Origin of the sequence: Nonomuraea sp. C10, from assembly GCF_008017515.1 — a bacterium.
Taxonomy (GTDB): Bacteria; Actinomycetota; Actinomycetes; order Streptosporangiales; family Streptosporangiaceae; genus Nonomuraea; species Nonomuraea ferruginea.
Genome location: NZ_VPFF01000001.1, coordinates 955850 through 973482, shown reverse-complemented (window position 1 = coordinate 973482; position 17633 = coordinate 955850). Strand labels below are relative to the sequence as shown.

Here is a 17633-nt window from a genome sequence, read left to right as displayed (position 1 = left end):
CATCAACCGGTTGCTCAGCCCGAGGTCAGCGGCCGGAGTTACGGGAGGTTCGGGCGCGGCTCACCGTGGCAGAGTCGAGATAGCCACTCGCCCGTCAACCTATGATCTTTTCATGTGATATCCGCCAGATTGTCGGAAAGGCCTTCATGATTCACCCCCTCAGCCGGCGGTCCGCCCTGCTGGGCGCCGCGGCCGTGACCGGTCTCGCCCTCGGGGACAGACCGGCCGAGGCGGTCGGGAGGGCCGCGTTCGACGCCGCGCGTGAGCGCTGGGTGGACCTGCTGGCCGGCGGGACGTACCACGCCGCCCACGCCGACAAGACGCGGGCGGTCGAGGGCTCGGCCCACGCGGTGCTGCGCAAGCTGAGGCCCGACCACGATCGGCCGAGCCTGTGGCCGGACCTGCCGCTGGACGACCCCCGGACGGGCGACTTCAACCGCGCCTACAACCGGATGCGCACCCTGGCGCTGGGCTGGGCCACGCCGGGCACCGCCATGCACCGGGACGAGCAGGTCGCCGAGACGGCGGCCAGGGCGCTGGACTTCCTGTACGAGCACGCCTACCACGAGAAGCTCGACCCGAGGGGCAGCAACTGGTACTGGTGGGAGATCGGCGTGCCCCGCTCGCTGACCGACACCTGCGCGCTGATGTACGACGGCCTGCCCCAGGATCGCCTCAGACGCTGGCTGCGCCCGTTACGCCGCTGGTGCCCCGACCCTGAGCGGCGCGTCAGTCACCCCGGGGTGGTCGAGACCGGCGCCAACCGGGCGAGCAAGGCCATGGCCGTGGCGATGCGGGGACTGCTGACCCACGACGCCCGCCTCGTCAAGCGGGCCAAGGACGCGGTCTCCGACCTGCTGCGGACGACCAGGGGCCCGGGCGACGGCTTCCACCGCGACGGCTCGTTCATCCAGCACGACGTGTACCCCTACACCGGCAGCTACGGCGTCGACTACCTGGAGAGCGTGGCCAAACTGATCGCCATGCTCGCCGGCTCGCCCTGGGCGATCCCCGACAGCGGGAAGGTCCACGACATCGTGGACCGCTCCTTCGTGCCGTTCGTCTTCGACGGGCTGATGATGGACTGCGTACGCGGCCGGGCCATCTCACGCCAGGGCCACCGCGACTACCACGCGGGGCAGAGGACGGTCGAGGCCATCCTCACCCTGCTGGAGGCGGCGCCCGAGCGCCATGCCAGGCGCTGGCGGCCGATGGTGAAGGGCTGGCTCACCCGCAACCAGGCCGTCCCGTACGAGACGCTCGCGCCGCCGGCGAGCATCGCGAAGGCCAGGGCCCTGCTGGAGGACCCGTCCGTGCCGGTCGGACCGCGCACGACGGGCACGTACGTCTTCCCCGACATGGACCGGGTCGTGCACCGCCGCCCCACCTGGGCCTTCGCGATCGCGATGAGCTCGGAGCGGATCGGCGCGGCCGAGGCCATGAACCGGGAGAACCTGCGCGGCTGGTACACCGGCGACGGCATGACGTACCTCTACACCGACGACCTCACCCACTGGAACGACGACCTGTGGCCCACGATCGACCCGTACCGGCTGCCGGGCACCACGGTCGACCGCCGCAGGCGCGCCGACCTCCGGCACGGCGAGCGCCGCCTGCCGCCCACCCCGTGGGCCGGTGGCGTGGCGCTCGACGGCGGGTACGGCGTGGCGGCCATGAGGCTGGTCGCCGGCGGCTCGTCGCTGCGGGCCAAGAAGGCGTGGTTCCTGCTCGACGACGCGGTGATCGCGCTCGGCGCCGGCATCACGGCCTCCGACGGCCGCCGCGTCGAGACCGTGGTGGAGAACCGCAACACCCACGACTGCCACCCCGCGCTGACCCGGGGCGACGACTGGATCCACCTGTCCGGCGTGGGCGGCTACGCGCTGCTCGACCGCACCGCCCCGAAGCTGGTCCGCGAGAAGCGCACCGGCCGCTGGCGCGACATCGACAAGGGCGCCACCACCGGAGGCGACACCACCCGCGTCACCAGGCACTACACGACGATCCTCGTCGACCACGGCATCGACCCGCGCAAGGCGCGCTACGCCTACGCCGTGCTGCCCGGCGCTTCCTTCGCCCGGACCTCGACCTACCGCGAGGAGGTCGAGATCCTCGCCAACAACGGAACGGCGCAGGCGATCTCCCGCGACGGCCTGCTCGCCGCCGTCTTCTGGCGCGCGGGGACCGTGAAGACGCCGGACGGGCCACTCGCCGCCGACGGCCCGTGCGCGCTGCTGGTCCACCGCGACGGCGGGCGGGCCAGGCTCGCGGTCTCCGACCCGTCCAGGACCGCCGGCGAGGTGAGGATCACGCTGCCCTGGGCGGTGAAGTCGCTCGGGGAACACGACCGCGGCGTCCGCAGAGCCAAACGGGCGATCAAGATCGAGCTGGACGGCACCCGCGGGCGCACCCGCACCGCGGTGGTACGGGTCTGACCCGGGTCAGGACGATCCGGCGGCGGTGAGGCCGGCGACCGCCGCGACGACCTCGTCCACCTCCTGTTCGGTGTTGTAGTAGTGCGGCGACAGGCGCAGGCACCAGTCGACGTCCTTGTCGCCGAAGTCGAACTGCGCGAAGTGGCGGAAGCTGAGCGCCGAGTTGATCCGGCGGGCGTCCATGGCCGCCTTGAACGGCTCCGGCTCCCAGCCGTCCACGACGAAGGTGACCAGGGCGCCCAGGCGCCGGCCGTGGTCGAGGACGCGGATCCCGGGCAGGCCGGCGAGCGCGTCGCGCAGGCGGGCGGCCAGGGCGGGGGTGCGGCGGCCGATGGCGTGCATGCCGACCTCGCGGGCGTAGCGCGCGGCGGCCGCGCAGCCGAGGACGAGGGCGTACGGGAACTCCCAGTCCTCGAACCTGGCCGCCGTCTCGACCGGCTCGTAGCGGCCCGGCTCGACCCAGCGCGCCCCGTACATGTCGATGAACAGCGGTTCGTAGCCCGCGCGCAGCACCCGGTCGGACACGTACAGGAAGCCGGAGCCGCGGGGGCCGCGCAGGAACTTGCGGCAGGTGGCGGTGAGCAGGTCGCAGCCGATCTCCTCGACGTCGATCGGGTACTGGCCGACGGACTGGCAGGCGTCGACCAGGTAGAGCAGGTCCAGTTCGCGGCAGAGCCGGCCGATCTCGGCGACCGGCTGGACCAGGCCGGAGTTGGTGGGGATGTGGGTGACGGTCACCAGGCGCGGGCGGTGCAGGCGCATCAGCGCGGCCATCGCCGCCACGTCCACCCCGCCCTCGGGCACGTCGGGCGCGTGCACGATCCGTACGCCGAACCTCTTGCGCAGCGACAGGAAGGCGATCTGGTTGGAGATGAAGTCGTTGCGGGTGGTGAGGATGACGTCGCCGGCCTCGAACGGGATCGCCGACAGGGCGGTGGAGAACGCGTGGGTGGCGCTACCGGCGAAGGCGATGTTCTCGGGAGCGCAGTTGATCAGCGCGGCGGTCTCGGCGTAGAAGCCGCGGACCTGCTCGGCGCGGGCGGCCGCGGCCTCGTACCCGCCGAGGTCCGCCTCCAGCCGCAGGTGGTCGACCATCGCGGCCAGCACGGGCGCGGCCATGAGGCCGCAACCGGCGTTGTTGAAGTGCACGACGCCCGCGGCCCCGGGAGTGTCGGCGCGCAGGGCGGCGACGTCCAGAAGCGGTTCTGGGGAGATGCTGGAAGCGCTATTATCGATCCTCATGTCAGACGGTAGCAGTTCGGTCGAGCTGGTGGCCAGGCTTCGCGCGGAGATCGAGCGGCTGGCGCCGGGTGACCGGCTGCCGAGCAGCCGGGAGCTGATCCGGCGCCACCGGGTGGGCCCCGCCACCGTGTCGCAGGCGATCGCCACGCTGGCCGCCGAGGGCGTGGTGGTCACCCGTCCGGGCAGCGGCACCTACGTCGCCGCCCGCGCCCGGCGGCGCGCCGAGGTGGCCGACACCTCCTGGCAGACTGTCACCCTCGCCGACCGGAGCGTGGACACCCGCCTCCTCACCGACGCCGGCGGCCCGCCGCCCGCGGGGACGATCATGCTGGACGGCGGCTACCTGCATCGGTCGCTCCAGCCCGGCAAGATCCTGACCGCGGCGCTGGCCCGCGCGGCGCGCCGCCCCGACGCCTGGGACCGCGCCCCCGCCGGCGGCCTGGCGGCCCTGCGCAGCGTGTTCGCCACCATGGCCGGCGACGGCGTGCACGCGGACGACATCCTGGTCACCGCCGGCGGGCAGAGCGCCCTGTCCATGGCGTTCCGCGCCATCGCCGGGCCGGGCGACCCCGTCCTGGTGGAGTCGCCCACCTACCCGGGGGCGATCGCGGCGGCCAGAGCGGCCGGCCTGCGCCCGGTCCCGGTGCCCATGGACGCCGACGGCCTGCGGCCCGGCCTCCTGGCCGACGCCTTCGGCATGACCCGCGCCCGCCTGCTCTACTGCCAGCCGACCCATCACAACCCCACCGGGGCCGTGCTGGCGCCGCCACGCCGCAGGGAGATCATCGACGCGGCCAGGGCGGCGGGCGCGTTCGTGATCGAGGACGACTTCGCGCGGCACCTCGGCCACGGCACGCCGATGCCGCCGCCGCTGCTGGCCGACGACCGCGACGGCACCGTGATCTACCTGACCTCGCTCACCAAACCGGCGGCGCCGAGCCTGCGCATCGGCGCCCTGGTGGCCCGGGGCCCCGTGATGGCGCGCCTGCGCGCCGTCCGGCTGGTCGACGACTTCTTCATCAGCCGCCCGCTCCAGGAGACGGCGCTCGAACTCCTCAGCTCTCCGGCCTGGGAACGGCACGTCCGCGCCTTGGCGGTGGCGCTGCGGGAGCGGTGCGGGACGCTGGCGGCCGCCGTCACGCGCGAGCTTCCCGGCTGGACACTCGACCGCGTCCCCGCGGGCGGGCTCCACCTCTGGGTCCGCCTGCCGCACGGCGCCGACGAAACCGCGGTCGCCGGCACGGCCCGTCAGCACGGCGTCGCCGTCAGCGCCGGCGACCGCTTCTTCGCCACCGAGCTCCCCGCCGCCTACCTGCGCCTCAGTTTCGCCGGCGCCGCCGACCGGGCCGAGCTGATCGAAGCCGTACGCCGGCTCGCGTCCTCCGGTCCCTGACGCGCGATCCCACATCTCAGGGCGCCCACCGGTCAGAGCACTCCGGGAAGCCCGACCCGTACTGGCAAATCGGGGGCTTTCGACTCAACTGCCTCATGGCTACGATCGGGCATCGGTCGCCGATGTGGCGATCTTCTCCAAGAACGCACCGATCGCCGAGGAGAGTGTCCCGCACGTGGCTGAGTCAGGCAGGACCGGGCGACAACGGACGGGGACGATGGACGACGGGAACGGGTTAGCGGGGCCGTCCGGCGACGGCCCGCGGCGACGGGGCGGTGTCCGGCGGCTGCCGTTGCGCACCGTGCTGCTCATCGTCGTGTTCGTGCCGAGCCTGACCTTCGCCCCGCTGCTCGCTTCGGGCATGAACCAGTTGTTCACGCAGTGGCAGGCGGAGAAGGCCCAGATGGACCTGGCCACCACCACGGTGGGCGTACCCGCGTCCGCCCTGTTCTTCGGCCTCGACCGGGAGCGGCGGCTCACCGCGGAGGTGCTGGCCGGCTCGGCGAGCGCCCGCGCCGAGCTCACCGAGCAGCGCCGGGTGACCGACCAGGCCGTGGCGGCGTTCCGTCCGCTGACCGCCCTGGACGTCCCCGACGCGCAGGAAGGGCTCGCCGACGCCATCGCCAGGACCGATCGCGGCCTCGGCCTCCTCGCCGAGCAGCGCCGGGCGGTGGACGCCGGCCGGTCCGGCGCGCAGCGCGCGTTCGACTACTACAGCGGCGTGCTGGAGTCGGGCCTCGGCGTGCTGACCACGCTCGGCAGGACCGACGAGGGCCAGGTCAACAGGGAGGCGCAGGCGCTGAGCGACCTTTACTGGGTCGTCAACCTGCTCGGCCGCGAAGACGCCGTGCTGGCCCGCGGCTGGGGGACGGGGCGCCTGACGAGGAACGAGTACGTCCTCGTCTCCGACGCCATCGGCGCCAGGAACCACCTCATGCGCTCCCGGGTGATCCCCGCTCTCAAGGGCGACGAGACCCCGTACGCGAAGCTGACGGACGGCAAGGCGTGGGCGACCATGACCGCCATGGAGGAGCGGCTGATCACCAGCGCCCCCGAGGGCGACCAGGTGACGCTCCGCGGCGACAGCGTCGCCTGGCGCTCCTCGGTGGAGGCGGTCACCGGGCAGCTGCGGCAGCTGCTCGACCTCCGGTTCGAGAACGTCAGCAAGATCGGTTACGACCACGCCCGCATGGTCTTCACCGTCTTCGTCAGCATCTCCAGCGTCGGCCTGCTCGCCCTGGCCCTGGTGATCTTCACCAGCTGGCGGCTCACCGCCATTCTCCGCCGCCGCATCCTGCACCTGCGCCACGAGGCCCACGAGCTCCAGGAGCGGCTGCCTGACGTGGTCGCCCGGCTCGAACGCGGCGAGGACGTCGACGTGGACGCGGAGGTGCGCACGCTCCAGCCCACCCCCGACGAGCTCGGCGAGCTCGGGCAGGCGCTCAACCTGGCCAGCCGCAGCGCCGTGCTCACCGCCGTGCGGCAGGCCGAGCAGCACCGCGGCTTCCAGCGCATGCTCCAGCGCATCGCCCGCCGCACCCAGATCCTCATCGGCCTGCAGCTGAAGAAGCTGGACGAGCTGGAGCGCAGGCACGAGGACCCCGAGGTGCTGGAGGGCCTGTTCGACCTGGACCACCTCACCGCCCGGCTGCGCCGCTACGAGGAGAACCTGGTGATCCTCGGCGGCGGGCAGCCGCAGCGCCGCTGGCGCAAGCCCGTCCACCTGCTCGACGTCCTGCGCGCCGCGCAGGGCGAGGTCCAGGACTACCGCCGGATCGCGATCGACGTCGAGGGCGAGTCCTGGATCGCGGAGCGCGCGGTCGGACCGCTGGTCCACGTCCTGGCCGAGCTCATGGAGAACGCCACCGCCTTCTCCCGGCCGCTGACCCCCGTGGAGGTGCGCGCCGCGCCGGTCAGCCGGGGCGTCGCCGTGGAGATCGAGGACCGCGGCCTGGGCATGGAGCCCGAGCAGTACGAGGCCGCCAACGACCTGCTGCGGTCGCCGCCGCGGCTCGACGTGATGACCCACGCCGACGACGTGCGCCTCGGCCTGTACGTGGTCGCCCGGCTCTCCGCGGGCCTGGGGCTCAAGGTGGAGCTGCGGTCGTCGGCCTTCGGCGGCACCCGGGTCATCGTGCTGATCCCCGAGTCGCTGGTGGTGGACCGGCCCCGCCCGGTGCCGGTTCCCGAGGAGGTCTCCAGTCCCCGGGAAGACGCCCGCCCGGCTCACGAGGACGGCGATCTGCCGGCCCGTTCCAGAGGACGCGCGATGGCGCACGTGACCGCCTCGGGGTCACCGGAACGGGACGACGCGCCGGCGTCGTCCGGCCTCCGGCCGCTCCCCCAGCGGGTGCGCCAGGCCAGCCTCGCCGCGGAGCTCAAGGTCCCGGCGGCCAGAGACGAACGGACCGGCCAGGAGTTCGCCGTGCGCGACCAGCCCGGCCGGTCCAGCGCCGCGATCGGCGCCTTCCAGAGGCAGTCCCGCAAGCGCCGGACCGGTGACGACGCCTCCCGGCCCGGGCAGGGCGGATCCGCCGAGCCCAGTTCCCCTACGACGGAAGATCGATGATGACGCAGCGCACCACCGCCACGAACATAGACGTGGACTGGCTTCTGGACGGCCTGGTCGACCGGGTCGCGGGCACCCGGCACGCCATCGTGCTGTCCGACGACGGCCTGGTGATCAGCCGGTCCAGGACCATCGAACGCGCGGACGCCGAACGCCTGGCGGCGATCGCCACCGGCCAGCAGAGCCTGGCCCGCGGCGTGGGGCAGCTGTTCAGCGGCGGCCCGGTCCACCAAGTGATCATCGAGATGGCCGACCTGTGGCTGTTCGTCACGGCCGCGGGCCGGGGGACCCATCTGGCCGTGGTCGCGTCCCAGGAGGTCGACGCCGAGCTGATGAGCGTCGCGATGCACACCCTGATCCAGCAGGTGGGCCAGGCGCTGGGCACCGAGGCGCGCCCCCCGCATGACGGGGGGAGACACGGATGAGGCACTGGACGGAGGGCTTCGAGGACGAAGACGCCGACGAGTCCCTCGTCCGTCCCTACACGATCACCGGCGGACGGACCGCACCCGAGCGGGACGACCTGGCGCTGATCACCCTGGTGACGACGGTCTCCGAGGCCTTTCCGGAAGCCGCGCGCGGCCGGAGAAGGATGCAGCCGGAGCACCGCACCATCTTCACGCTCTGCAAGCGGCCGCTGGCGGTGGCCGAGGTCGCCGCCGCGCTGAACCTGCCGGTGTCGGTGACCAAGATCCTCATCGGCGACCTGATCGAGTCGGGTCAGGTGCTGGCCCGGCCGCCGCTCTCCTTCGCACAGGCAGGCGGTTTCCCCGACATGGCAATCCTTGAGGCGGTGAGGGATGGGCTACGCGAACTCTGACCATGCGGACGCCGCTCCCCTGGCAGTGAAGATCCTGGTCGCCGGCGGTTTCGGCGTCGGGAAGACGACCCTGGTCGGCGCGGTGAGCGAGGTCGCCCCCCTGCGCACGGAGGAGTACCTGACCCACGCCAGTGTCGGCGTCGACGACCTGGAGGGCGTGGGCGGCAAGTCCACCACCACCGTCGCGCTGGACTTCGGCCGCATCACCATCAACAGGCAGCTCGTGCTCTACCTGTTCGGCACGCCCGGCCAGGAGCGCTTCTGGTTCATGTGGAACGACCTCGTCAACGGGGCGATGGGCGCGGTCGTCCTGGTGGACACCCGCCGGCTGGAGGTGAGCTTCGCGTCGATCGACTTCTTCGAGAGCCGCGGCATCCCCTTCGTCGTCGGCGTCAACTGCTTCCACGGTGTCCGTGACCGGACGCGGGAGGAGATCCGCAAGGCGCTCGACCTCGACCCGCAGGTGCCGCTGGTGCTCGGTGACGCCCGCGACCGGGCGGCGGGGCGCGACGTGCTGCTGGCGCTCATCGACCACCTGATGGCCACCCGGTCCCGCACCGCGCCGCATCCCGTGGCCTGATGCGTCCTACCAGGCGGAGCCGTCGTGGCTCCGCCTCGGCGGGCGGTTCAGGCGCGGCCGTTGGCGGCGCACCAGCCTGCCCAGGTGGTGGCGCCCTTGCCGAGCTGCTTGTTGTAGAAGGACGTCCACGAGTTCTCGCTCGGCCCAGGCGCGCCGGGGGCGGCCTTGTACAGCGGATGGCTCTTCTCGACCTCGGCCCGCAGCCACGGCTCGATGTCGGCGTACGAGCTCAGCGACCAGCTGCGGGCGTGGTAGGTGAGCTGGCCGCGCACGTCGGTCTCCGCCAGGCACATGAACGGCGCCCACGGGCTGGTCCGCGACCAGCTGATCTTCGTCTTCATCGCGCCGGACGGGACGCCGGGCTTGGTGCGGGCCGCCACCTCGCGGTCGTCCACGGAGAAGTCGAACATCTCCTGCGCCGCGTACACGCCGCCGACCAGGCCGAACCGCTCGCCGAGGGTGGCGCCGAAGTCCGTCCGCACGGGGATGTCGCTGGTCCACACGGTCTCGTCGTGCAGGCGCTGCAGCGGCGGGCCAACGTAGGAGGAAGTGATCGGGAACGGGCCGAAGTTGACCGTGTCGTTGTTGATGGGGACGACGGGATACGTCTTGCCGTCGACCGGGTTCTTCCACGTGCGCACGACGTGCTTCGGGTCGGCCGGGTCGGTGTAGAAGACGATCTCGCGGGAGAGCTGGTAGAGCTGGGTCGTCCCGGGGACCCGGTACAGCCGCCGGATGTTGTAGCCCTCGATGTTGAAGAGCTTCTGGCCGTGGCGCAGCTCCGGGTCCAGGCTGTTGCCCTCGATGTTCGCGTACACCGAGCCGGAGATCCGGAAGACCATGTCCTTCCCGTCCGGGCGTCCGAACGTCTGGAGGGAGAGCTTCGCGCTCTTGTCGGTGACCGTCTTGTAGACGGGCCCGGGGTCTGTGGGGGCGCCGCCGTCCGCCGCCGCGCCCGGCATGCCGGTACCGAGGACCAGGACGACAAGGGCTAAGAACCCCGTAACGCTTCGTTTTAACACGTGAACGCCTTTCACTTGGAGACGCAAGCGAACAGCGCCATATGTGATCATGCCGAGCGAAGGGTTGTCCAGGCGGCGTCAGCGCCGGGGGTCGATGTGGATCTTCGGACCGGCGCCTCCGGGACGGCGGCCGGCGAGGACGCCGGCCGTCTCGGCGAGGCCGACCGTGGCCGCGACCAGCGGGCGGGCGTCCACCGAGCCGTCGGCGTAGGCGGCGATCGCGCCGGCCAGACCGGCCGAGCCGCCCAGGATGCCGACGGCGGTGACGTCCTTGAGTACGAGGTCGCGGGTGTCGAGGGTGGACGGGGTCCGGGCCAGGCCGATGTAGACGAGGCGGCCGGCGGGTTCGACGAGGTCGAGCGCGAGTGCGGGCAGTCCGGGCGCGTTGGAGGCGTCGATGACGGCGTGCCAGGGCAGCGCGGGCAGCGACGCCCTGGTCCAGGTGCCGGTGAAGCCGAGGTCCGCGGCCAGGCGCAGGCCCTCGTCGTCGCGGCCCATCAGGTGGACCTCGACGCCTCGGGCGCGGGCGAACAGCGCCGCCAGCAGGCCGATCGTGCCCGTGCCCAGGACCAGCAGCCGCTCGCCCGGATCCAGGGCGGCGCCGCGGACGGCCCGCAGCGCGTTGCCGCCGGGTTCGACGAGGGCGCCGAGCGCGGGGTCCACGGTGTCCGGCAGCCGGTGCAGGGCGGTGACGGGCACGGCGACTTGTTCGGCCAGCGCGCCGGGGCGGCCCCGGCTGATGCCGATCTCGGCCAGTTCGGCGCACACGTGGTGGCGGCCGGCGCGGCAGCGGGCGCAGTGGCCGCAGCCGAGCATGGTGTCGCCGGTGACGCGGCGGCCGAGCCAGGCGGGGTCCACGCCCTCGCCGATGGCGGTGACGCGCCCGCACCACTCGTGGCCCGGCCGTAACGGGTAACGGGACCGGCCGGTGCTCAGGTAGCTCATGTGGCCGGTGAACAGCTCGACGTCGGTGCCGCACACGCCGGCCCTTTCGACGTCCACCACCACCTCCCCGGGCGCGGCGACCGGCGGCTCGACCTCCTGGACCTCCGCCTCCCCCGGGCCGGTCAGCACCAGCGCCCGCGTCACCGGGGGCCGATCACCTTCTGGCGCTGGCTGCCCAGGCCGTCGATGCCGAGCTCCATCACGTCGCCGGGCCGGAGCCAGACGGGCGGGTTCTGGCCCATGCCGACGCCGGGCGGGGTGCCGGTGTTGATCAGGTCCCCCGGTTCCAGCACCATGAACTGGCTCAGGTGGTGCACGATGACGTACGGGTCGAAGATCATCGTCTTGGTGGTGCCGGTCTGGCGGCGCACGCCGTTGACCGTCAGCCACATGCCGAGGTTCGTGACGTCGGCGATCTCGTCAGGGGTGACGAGCCAGGGACCGGCCGGGTTGAAGGTCTCGGCGGACTTGCCCTTGCTCCACTGGCCGCCGCGCTCCATCTGGAAGGCGCGCTCGCTGACGTCGTTGACCACGCAGTAGCCGGCGATGGCGTCGCGGGCCTCCTCCACCGAGTCGAGGTAGGAGGTGCGCCTGCCGATGACGATGCCGAGCTCGACCTCCCAGTCGGTCTTGGTGGAGCCGCGCGGGATGCGCACGTCGTCGTACGGCCCGACGAGGGTGTTGGGTGACTTGGTGAACAGGATCGGCTCGTCGGGGACGGCCTGGCCGGTCTCGGCGGCGTGGTCGCTGTAGTTGAGGCCGATGCAGAGGATCTGGTGCGGCCTGGCGATCGGGGCGCCGACGCGCTCGCCGGCGAACGCGCGGGGCTGACCTGTCGCGACCCGGTCGGCGAGCAGGGCGGCGCCGCCCCGGGCGAAGAACCGCTCGTCGAAGTCGGGGGTGACGTCGGAGACGTCGATGTAGTGGGTCTCGTCCACGCGGACGACGGGCTTCTCGGCGCCTGGCGCGCCGATGCGCATGAGCTGCACGTGTCTTCTCCGTTAGCTGGAAGGGGGCCGATCGCCGGAGACGATGGCGAGGATGGCGGGCAGGTCGTCCACGAGCGCCCGCACGGGGGTGCGGTAGGCGAGGCCGCTGATGCTGATCGCGCCGCTGGGCACGGTGGGCGAGGTCAGGTAGGCCGGGACCGCGAGACAGTTGACGCCCGGCTCGTTCTCCTGGTCGTCGACGGCATAGCCCTGTCTGCGGACCCGTACCAGCTCGGCGTGCAGCTCCCCGGCCGTGCCGATGGAGCGGCCGGTGGGCCGCTCCAGCGTCCGGTCGCCCACCCAGGCGCGCACCGCGTCCTCGTCGGGCAGGGCGGCGGCCAGCAGCATCTTTCCCACGCCGGTGCAGTGGGCCGGATTGCGGCCGCCCACGACGGAGCTCAGCCGGACCGCCCCGGACGGCGGGTCGAGCTTGGAGCGGTAGACGACCCAGGGGCCGTCGAGCACCGCGTAGTGCACCGTCTCGCCGTACCGGTCGCACAGCGCCTCAAGGATCGGGGTCACGCGGACGTGGTCGGGGCGGGCCTCGTGGTGGGCGAAGGCCATGCGCAGGAACTCGTCGCCGAGCACGTAGCGGCCGTGTCCGTGCCGGCTGGCGAACCCGGCCCGGCGCAGCGAGGCCAGCGCCCGATGCACCGTCGGCTTCGAGCTGTCCACCGCCCGCGCCATCTCCTCCAGCCCCACCCCGTCGGGGTGACGGGCCAGCTCCGCGAGCACCGCCAGCACGCGATCGGAGCCTACGAGCCGCTGCTCCTCCGTCCATTCGGGCATATTCCGTACGTTAGACCGTCGTTCCAGGAAACGGAAGTTGCTCGCGGAGAAGGCTTCCCCGGGTGGCGGGAGCCGGTTAGCCTCACAGACAGTTCCACTCATGTGTTATCGATTCCAACTATTGGAAAGAGACATGCGCACCGCTCTCATCACCGGCGGGGTCAGCGGCCTGGGCAGAGCCGCCGCCGTCCGCCTGGAAGCCGACGGCGTCCGGGTCGTCACCCTCGACATCGCCGACGGCGCGGACCTGGTCGTGGACGTCACCGACGCCGCCGCCGTCCAGGCCGCCGCCGACGAGATCGGCCCGGTCGACATCCTGGTCAACTCCGCCGGGATCGTCGGCCCCAACGCCCCGCTCTGGCAGCTCCCGCTCGACGGCTGGCGGCGCACCTTCGAGGTCAACGTCGACGGCACCTTCCACACCTGCCGCGCCTTCGTGCCCGGCATGCGCGAGCGCGGGTGGGGCCGCGTCGTCAACATCGCCAGCATGGCCGGCAAGGACGGCAACCCCAACATGGCGCCGTACTCCGCCTCGAAGGCCGCCGTCATCGCGCTGACCAAGTCGCTCGGCAAGGAACTCGCCACCAGCGGCGTGCTGGCCAACGTGATCGCCCCGGCCGTCATCGAGACCCCGATGAACGCCGACACCGGCCCGGAGGCGCTGGCGCACATCACCGGGCTCATCCCGATGCGCCGCGTCGGCCGCCCCGAGGAGGTCGCCGAACTGATCGCCTGGCTGGCCTCCGACAAGGTCAGCTTCTCCACCGGCGCCGTGTACGACATCAGCGGGGGACGCGCCACGTACTGAGCTTCATAGGCGAACATTTGACCGTTTTATTCCTTTTTGCTACGTTTGAGGCTTGCAGCAGCGGGGTCCGCCATGCGACCGCTGTGTTCTGCCCGGACCGCGCCTTCGCGCGGCCGCCTAATCCGCCATCCGGCGGAGCCGGGGACCCACTCTCATTCCGGGGTGAATCGGCGCCCGATCTCGCGCCGTAGGGCACTTCCACGCCCGAACCCGTCAGCTAACCCGGTAGGCGGCATGGAAGCTAGGAGCAATCCCTTCATGCGTCTCACCCATCGGATCAGCCATCGGATCAGCCATCGGATCAGCAGTGCCCTGCTCGGCCTCGCCGTAGCCACGGGCGCCATGACCACCGCCGCCGGCGCCGCCCAGGCCGCCACTCCGGCCGCGGCCGTCGAGCGGCCCCTCGCCAACGCCCCCTCCGTGGCCGGCAGCGCCGCGTACCTGATGGACGCGAAGAGCGGCGAGGTGCACTTCAGCAAGGAGGCCGACCTGCGCAGGCCGGTCGCCAGCCTCACCAAGGCGATGACCGCCTACACCGTGCTCAAGCAGGCCAAGCCGACGGACAAGGTCACGATCACCGCCGAGGACGTCGAGTACGGCAGCCAGGGCGGCGCTTCGGTGGCCCACCTGCGCGCCGGCGACACCCTCACCGTCGAGAACCTGCTGTACGGGCTGATGCTCCCGTCCGGCGCCGACGCCGCGCACGCGCTCGCCCGTGCCTACGGCCCCGGCGTGCCCGGGTTCGTCGCCGAGATGAACGACACCGCCCGCAAGCTCGGCATGACCGACACCGTGTACGTGAACGCCGACGGCATGCCCTACCGGGGCGGCGGCCACTCCACCGCCCGCGACCAAGCGACGCTCGCCAAGGCGACGCTGGATGACCCGACCCTCAAGAAGATCACCTCGACCCGGTACCACGCCGTGGAGTCGACGTCCGAGCACGGCTCGTACGCGTGGAAGAACACCAACCGCCTCCTCGCCGCGCCGGGCGCCCTCGGCGTGAAGACCGGCTACACCAGGGACGCGGGCTACACGCTCGCCTTCGCCGGCGAGCGCGACGGCAACCGCCTGGTCGGCGTGATCCTCGGCGAGACCGACTCCGGCCGCCGCTTCCAGACCGCGCAGGCTCTGCTGGACTGGGGGCACGCGGGCCACCGATAGGTCCCTTTCCTGCTTGTTGCCTGGGAAGATGTGGCCTGGTGGCAGCCGGGGCCGCACGATCGGCTAGCGTCGAAAACGGCGCGTGCGGACGGTTTGTCCGGCACGCGCCTACTCGCCGGTCGCAGGTCCAGGCCCCGGCTTCGAAAGGAAAGAGATGGTGGAGCCGGTGCCGGCTGACCTGAACACGATTGAGCGCCGAGGCGCGGTGCCGGGACGGGGGTGCGCGCGATGAGCGTCGCGCTGGGCCTGGTGGCCATCTTCGTCCTCACCCTGGCCACCGGCTACTTCGTCGCCCAGGAGTTCGCCTACGTCACCGCCGACCGGCTCGCGCTGACGCAGCAGGCGGCCGCGGGCGACAAGAAGGCGGCCAAGGCCGTCAAGGTGCTGGAGCGGCTGTCGTTCATGCTGTCCGGCGCGCAGCTCGGCATCACCGTCACCGCGCTCGTGGTCGGCTTCATCGCCCGCCCGGCGCTGGCCGAGCTGATCTCACCCGCGCTGACCGCGCTCGGCATGCCCGCGGGGCTGGTGGACGCGGTGGCGCTGGCGATCGGGTTCGCGCTCGCCACGATCATCCAGATGGTGATCGGCGAGCTCGCCCCGAAGAACCTGGCGCTGGCCAGGCCGGAGCCGCTGGCCCGCGCGCTGGCCTCGTCGACCCTGATCTACCTGGCCGTGGCCGGGCCGATCATCAAGCTGTTCGACGCCACCGCCAACAGGCTGCTGCGCGCGGTCGGGATCGAGCCGGTCGAGGAGCTGCACCACGGCGCCACCCTGGAGGAGCTCGGCCACATCATCGGCGAGTCCGAGGCGCACGGCCACCTGCCCGGCAGCCAGGCCGACGTGCTGGAGCGGGCGCTCGCCTTCTCCGACCACACCGCCGAAGAGGTCATGGTGCCCAGGGCCGACGTGGTGGCCGTCGCCGCGTCGGCGACCGTCGCCGAGCTGGACGAGCTCATCGCCGCCCACGGCCACACGCACTATCCGGTGCTCGGCGCCACGCTGGACGACGTCGCCGGGCTGGTCAGCCTGCGGGACGTCGCCGCCGTGCCGACCGGCGCGGCGGCCACCACCCGGGTCGGCGACCTGGCCCGCGAGGTGCTCGTCGTGCCCTTCTCGCAGCCGCTGCCGGACCTGGCCGGCCAGCTCCACGCGCGCGGCGAGGAGGTGGCCTGCGTGGTCGACGAGCACGGCGGCCTGGCCGGCCTGGTCACCTGGGAGGACGTCGCCGAAGAGCTGGTCGGGGAGATCGCCGACGAGAACGACGCCGACACGCCCGCCGCGGTGCGCCGCGGCGACGGCTGGGAGCTGGACGCGGGCCTGCGGATAGACGAGATCGCCCTGGCCACGGACCTGAGCCTGCCGGACGAGGACGACTACGACACGCTGGCCGGGCTCATCCTGCACCGGCTGGGCCGCTTCGCCGTGCCCGGCGACGTGATCACCGCGGACCTGCCCGCCACCCTCGACCCCGGCGCGCCCACCCACGCCCGCATCGAGGTGCTGACCCTGAACCGCCACGTCCCCGAGCGCGTCCGCCTCACCCCGTACCGGCACGAAGGCGAGCAGCAGTCGTGAACCTGTCCCTGGGCCTGGCCCTCACCCTGTTCCTGCTGGCCGGCAACGGCTTCTTCGTCGCCGCCGAGTTCGCCCTGGTCGCCGCCAAGCGCCACCGCCTGGAGAAGGCCGCCGCGCAGGGCAGCCGGTCCGCCGCGGCGGCGCTGGCGGGGATCAAGGAGCTGTCGCTCATGCTGGCCGGCGCCCAGCTCGGCATCACGCTCTGCTCGCTCGGCCTCGGCGTGGTCTCCGAGCCGCTCATCGCCGGCACGCTCACCCCGCTGTTCCACGCCGCCGGGCTGCCCGAGGCCGCCGCGCACGCGGTCGCCTTCGTCATCGCGCTGGCCATCGTGACCTTCCTGCACATGGTTCTCGGCGAGATGGCGCCCAAGTCCTGGGCGATCGCCCATCCGGAGCGCTCGGCCACCGTCCTGGCGCTGCCGTTCCGCGGCTTCACGCTGGTCGTCCGTCCCGTGATCAGCGTGCTGAACGCCGTCAGCGACGCGCTGCTCCGCCTGTTCAAGGTCCGGCCCCGGGAGGGTGACGCCAACCCGCGCACCCCCGAGCAGCTCCAGCACCTGGTGGAGGAGTCGCGCAGGCTCGGGCTCATCGAGGCCGACGACCACGCCGTGCTCACCCAGGCCCTGCACGCCCCGAACACCGGCATCGCCGGGCTGATCACCCCGATCGACCGGATCGTCGGCGTGCCCGCCGCCGCCTCGGCCCAGGACGTGGTCGACGCCTGCCTGAACGCCGGACGCTCGCGCCTGATCGTCGGCCCCGCCGCGGCGCCGCTGGGCGTCGTCCACATCCGCGACGCCTACCTGGCGCGCCGCCGCTCCCGCGACGTCACCGCCGAGCAGCTCGCCTACCGCGTCCCGGCCCTGCACGCGGGCGCCTCGGTGTCGGACGCGGTGTCGGCGCTCCGGGCCGGCCACAGCCAGCTCGCGCTCGTCCGCGACGACGACGCCACGATCGGCATCGTCAGCCTCGACGACCTGCTGACCACCCTGCTGGTGCCAGGGAACGGGGAGCCGACGGCGCGCTGACGAGTCACGTGGCGATCCCGTCATTCCGAGGCATGACGGGAGGAATGGCGCTCTGGCTCACGGTGATGCACCCGGGCACCGAGCGCGCCGACGTACGGGCACGTCAGACGGCGTGGCTGCGGACCACGGCGCCCGTCGCGCTCACCCTGACCTGTGCGGGCCTGGCAGTCGGCAGCTCACCGGCCCTGCTCCCGTGGGCGATCATCGCGATGGCGGTCGTGCTCGGCGACGCCGTGGACGTTCCCTGCACGCCTGGGCGCACCCTGGCCGGTGC

At 72.5% G+C, this 17633-nt stretch carries 16 protein-coding genes and 1 riboswitch; of the genes, 10 read left to right on the top strand and 6 right to left on the bottom strand.

Features of this window, described 5'->3' with window-relative positions:
- Nucleotides 1-146: 146 nt before the first annotated feature.
- A complete protein-coding gene (locus tag FR742_RS04550) occupies nucleotides 147-2435 on the top strand; it encodes a polysaccharide lyase 8 family protein (RefSeq protein WP_187280992.1) in 2289 nt (762 codons plus the stop codon).
- 6 nt (nucleotides 2436-2441) lie between these two features.
- On the opposite strand, the gene FR742_RS04545 is transcribed toward FR742_RS04550, so the two are convergent.
- Nucleotides 2442-3677 carry an aminotransferase class V-fold PLP-dependent enzyme gene (locus FR742_RS04545; protein ID WP_148029751.1) on the bottom strand — a complete coding sequence of 412 codons (1236 nt, stop codon included), beginning with the start codon at nucleotides 3675-3677 and terminating at the stop codon, nucleotides 2442-2444.
- Between FR742_RS04545 and FR742_RS04540 the strand changes: the two genes are divergently transcribed.
- The 5 genes from FR742_RS04540 (at nucleotide 3676) to FR742_RS04520 (ending at nucleotide 9039) form a co-directional block, all read left to right on the top strand.
- On the top strand, nucleotides 3676-5070 hold the full coding sequence (locus FR742_RS04540) for a PLP-dependent aminotransferase family protein (protein WP_148029750.1): 1395 nt from the start codon (nucleotides 3676-3678) through the stop codon (nucleotides 5068-5070). The two genes, FR742_RS04545 and FR742_RS04540, sit on opposite strands and share 2 nt — an antisense overlap.
- A gap of 217 nt (nucleotides 5071-5287) precedes the next feature.
- On the top strand, nucleotides 5288-7639 hold the full coding sequence (locus tag FR742_RS04535; RefSeq protein ID WP_148029749.1) for a nitrate- and nitrite sensing domain-containing protein: 2352 nt from the start codon (nucleotides 5288-5290) through the stop codon (nucleotides 7637-7639).
- Complete coding sequence (locus FR742_RS04530; protein ID WP_148034344.1) at nucleotides 7639-8064, top strand: roadblock/LC7 domain-containing protein; 426 nt, start codon at nucleotides 7639-7641, stop codon at nucleotides 8062-8064. Before FR742_RS04535 ends, FR742_RS04530 begins: the two co-directional genes overlap by 1 nt.
- Nucleotides 8061-8459 (top strand): DUF742 domain-containing protein, encoded by a 399-nt coding sequence (locus FR742_RS04525; RefSeq protein WP_148029748.1) that lies wholly within the window; start codon nucleotides 8061-8063, stop codon nucleotides 8457-8459. The genes FR742_RS04530 and FR742_RS04525 overlap by 4 nt, the downstream gene beginning before the upstream one ends.
- Entirely contained in the window at nucleotides 8440-9039 is a 600-nt protein-coding gene (locus FR742_RS04520) for an ATP/GTP-binding protein (RefSeq protein WP_148029747.1), read from the top strand. The genes FR742_RS04525 and FR742_RS04520 overlap by 20 nt, the downstream gene beginning before the upstream one ends.
- Nucleotides 9040-9086: 47 nt before the next feature.
- On the opposite strand, the gene FR742_RS04515 is transcribed toward FR742_RS04520, so the two are convergent.
- From FR742_RS04515 to FR742_RS04500, 4 genes are all read right to left on the bottom strand, one after another.
- Complete coding sequence (locus FR742_RS04515; RefSeq protein WP_148029746.1) at nucleotides 9087-10001, bottom strand: DUF1838 family protein; 915 nt, start codon at nucleotides 9999-10001, stop codon at nucleotides 9087-9089.
- A 138-nt stretch (nucleotides 10002-10139) separates the two neighbouring features.
- The gene (locus tag FR742_RS04510) at nucleotides 10140-11150 is read right to left on the bottom strand and encodes a zinc-binding dehydrogenase (protein ID WP_148029745.1); all 1011 of its coding nucleotides are present in this window, start codon (nucleotides 11148-11150) and stop codon (nucleotides 10140-10142) included.
- Nucleotides 11147-11995: a fumarylacetoacetate hydrolase family protein gene (locus tag FR742_RS04505; RefSeq protein ID WP_148029744.1), complete on the bottom strand. Its 849-nt coding sequence runs from the start codon at nucleotides 11993-11995 to the stop codon at nucleotides 11147-11149. Before FR742_RS04505 ends, FR742_RS04510 begins: the two co-directional genes overlap by 4 nt.
- Before the next feature lie 12 nt (nucleotides 11996-12007).
- Nucleotides 12008-12784, bottom strand: coding sequence for an IclR family transcriptional regulator (locus FR742_RS04500; RefSeq protein WP_148029743.1), 777 nt, complete (start codon nucleotides 12782-12784; stop codon nucleotides 12008-12010).
- A gap of 133 nt (nucleotides 12785-12917) precedes the next feature.
- Here FR742_RS04500 and FR742_RS04495 point away from each other — a divergent pair, with 133 nt between their 5' ends.
- The 4 genes from FR742_RS04495 (at nucleotide 12918) to FR742_RS04480 (ending at nucleotide 17359) form a co-directional block, all read left to right on the top strand.
- Nucleotides 12918-13592 carry an SDR family NAD(P)-dependent oxidoreductase gene (locus FR742_RS04495; RefSeq protein WP_148029742.1) on the top strand — a complete coding sequence of 225 codons (675 nt, stop codon included), beginning with the start codon at nucleotides 12918-12920 and terminating at the stop codon, nucleotides 13590-13592.
- A gap of 104 nt (nucleotides 13593-13696) precedes the next feature.
- Nucleotides 13697-13839: riboswitch (cyclic di-AMP (ydaO/yuaA leader) on the top strand.
- Between the two features lie 11 nt (nucleotides 13840-13850).
- Nucleotides 13851-14756: a D-alanyl-D-alanine carboxypeptidase family protein gene (locus tag FR742_RS04490; protein ID WP_148029741.1), complete on the top strand. Its 906-nt coding sequence runs from the start codon at nucleotides 13851-13853 to the stop codon at nucleotides 14754-14756.
- Nucleotides 14757-14984: 228 nt separating this feature from the next.
- The gene (locus FR742_RS04485) at nucleotides 14985-16331 is read left to right on the top strand and encodes a hemolysin family protein (protein WP_148029740.1); all 1347 of its coding nucleotides are present in this window, start codon (nucleotides 14985-14987) and stop codon (nucleotides 16329-16331) included.
- Entirely contained in the window at nucleotides 16328-17359 is a 1032-nt protein-coding gene (locus FR742_RS04480; RefSeq protein ID WP_148029739.1) for a hemolysin family protein, read from the top strand. Before FR742_RS04485 ends, FR742_RS04480 begins: the two co-directional genes overlap by 4 nt.
- Before the next feature lie 103 nt (nucleotides 17360-17462).
- Here FR742_RS04480 and FR742_RS44300 read toward each other — a convergent pair whose 3' ends face one another.
- A complete protein-coding gene (locus FR742_RS44300; RefSeq protein WP_187280991.1) occupies nucleotides 17463-17609 on the bottom strand; it encodes a hypothetical protein in 147 nt (48 codons plus the stop codon).
- Nucleotides 17610-17633 lie beyond the last annotated feature (24 nt).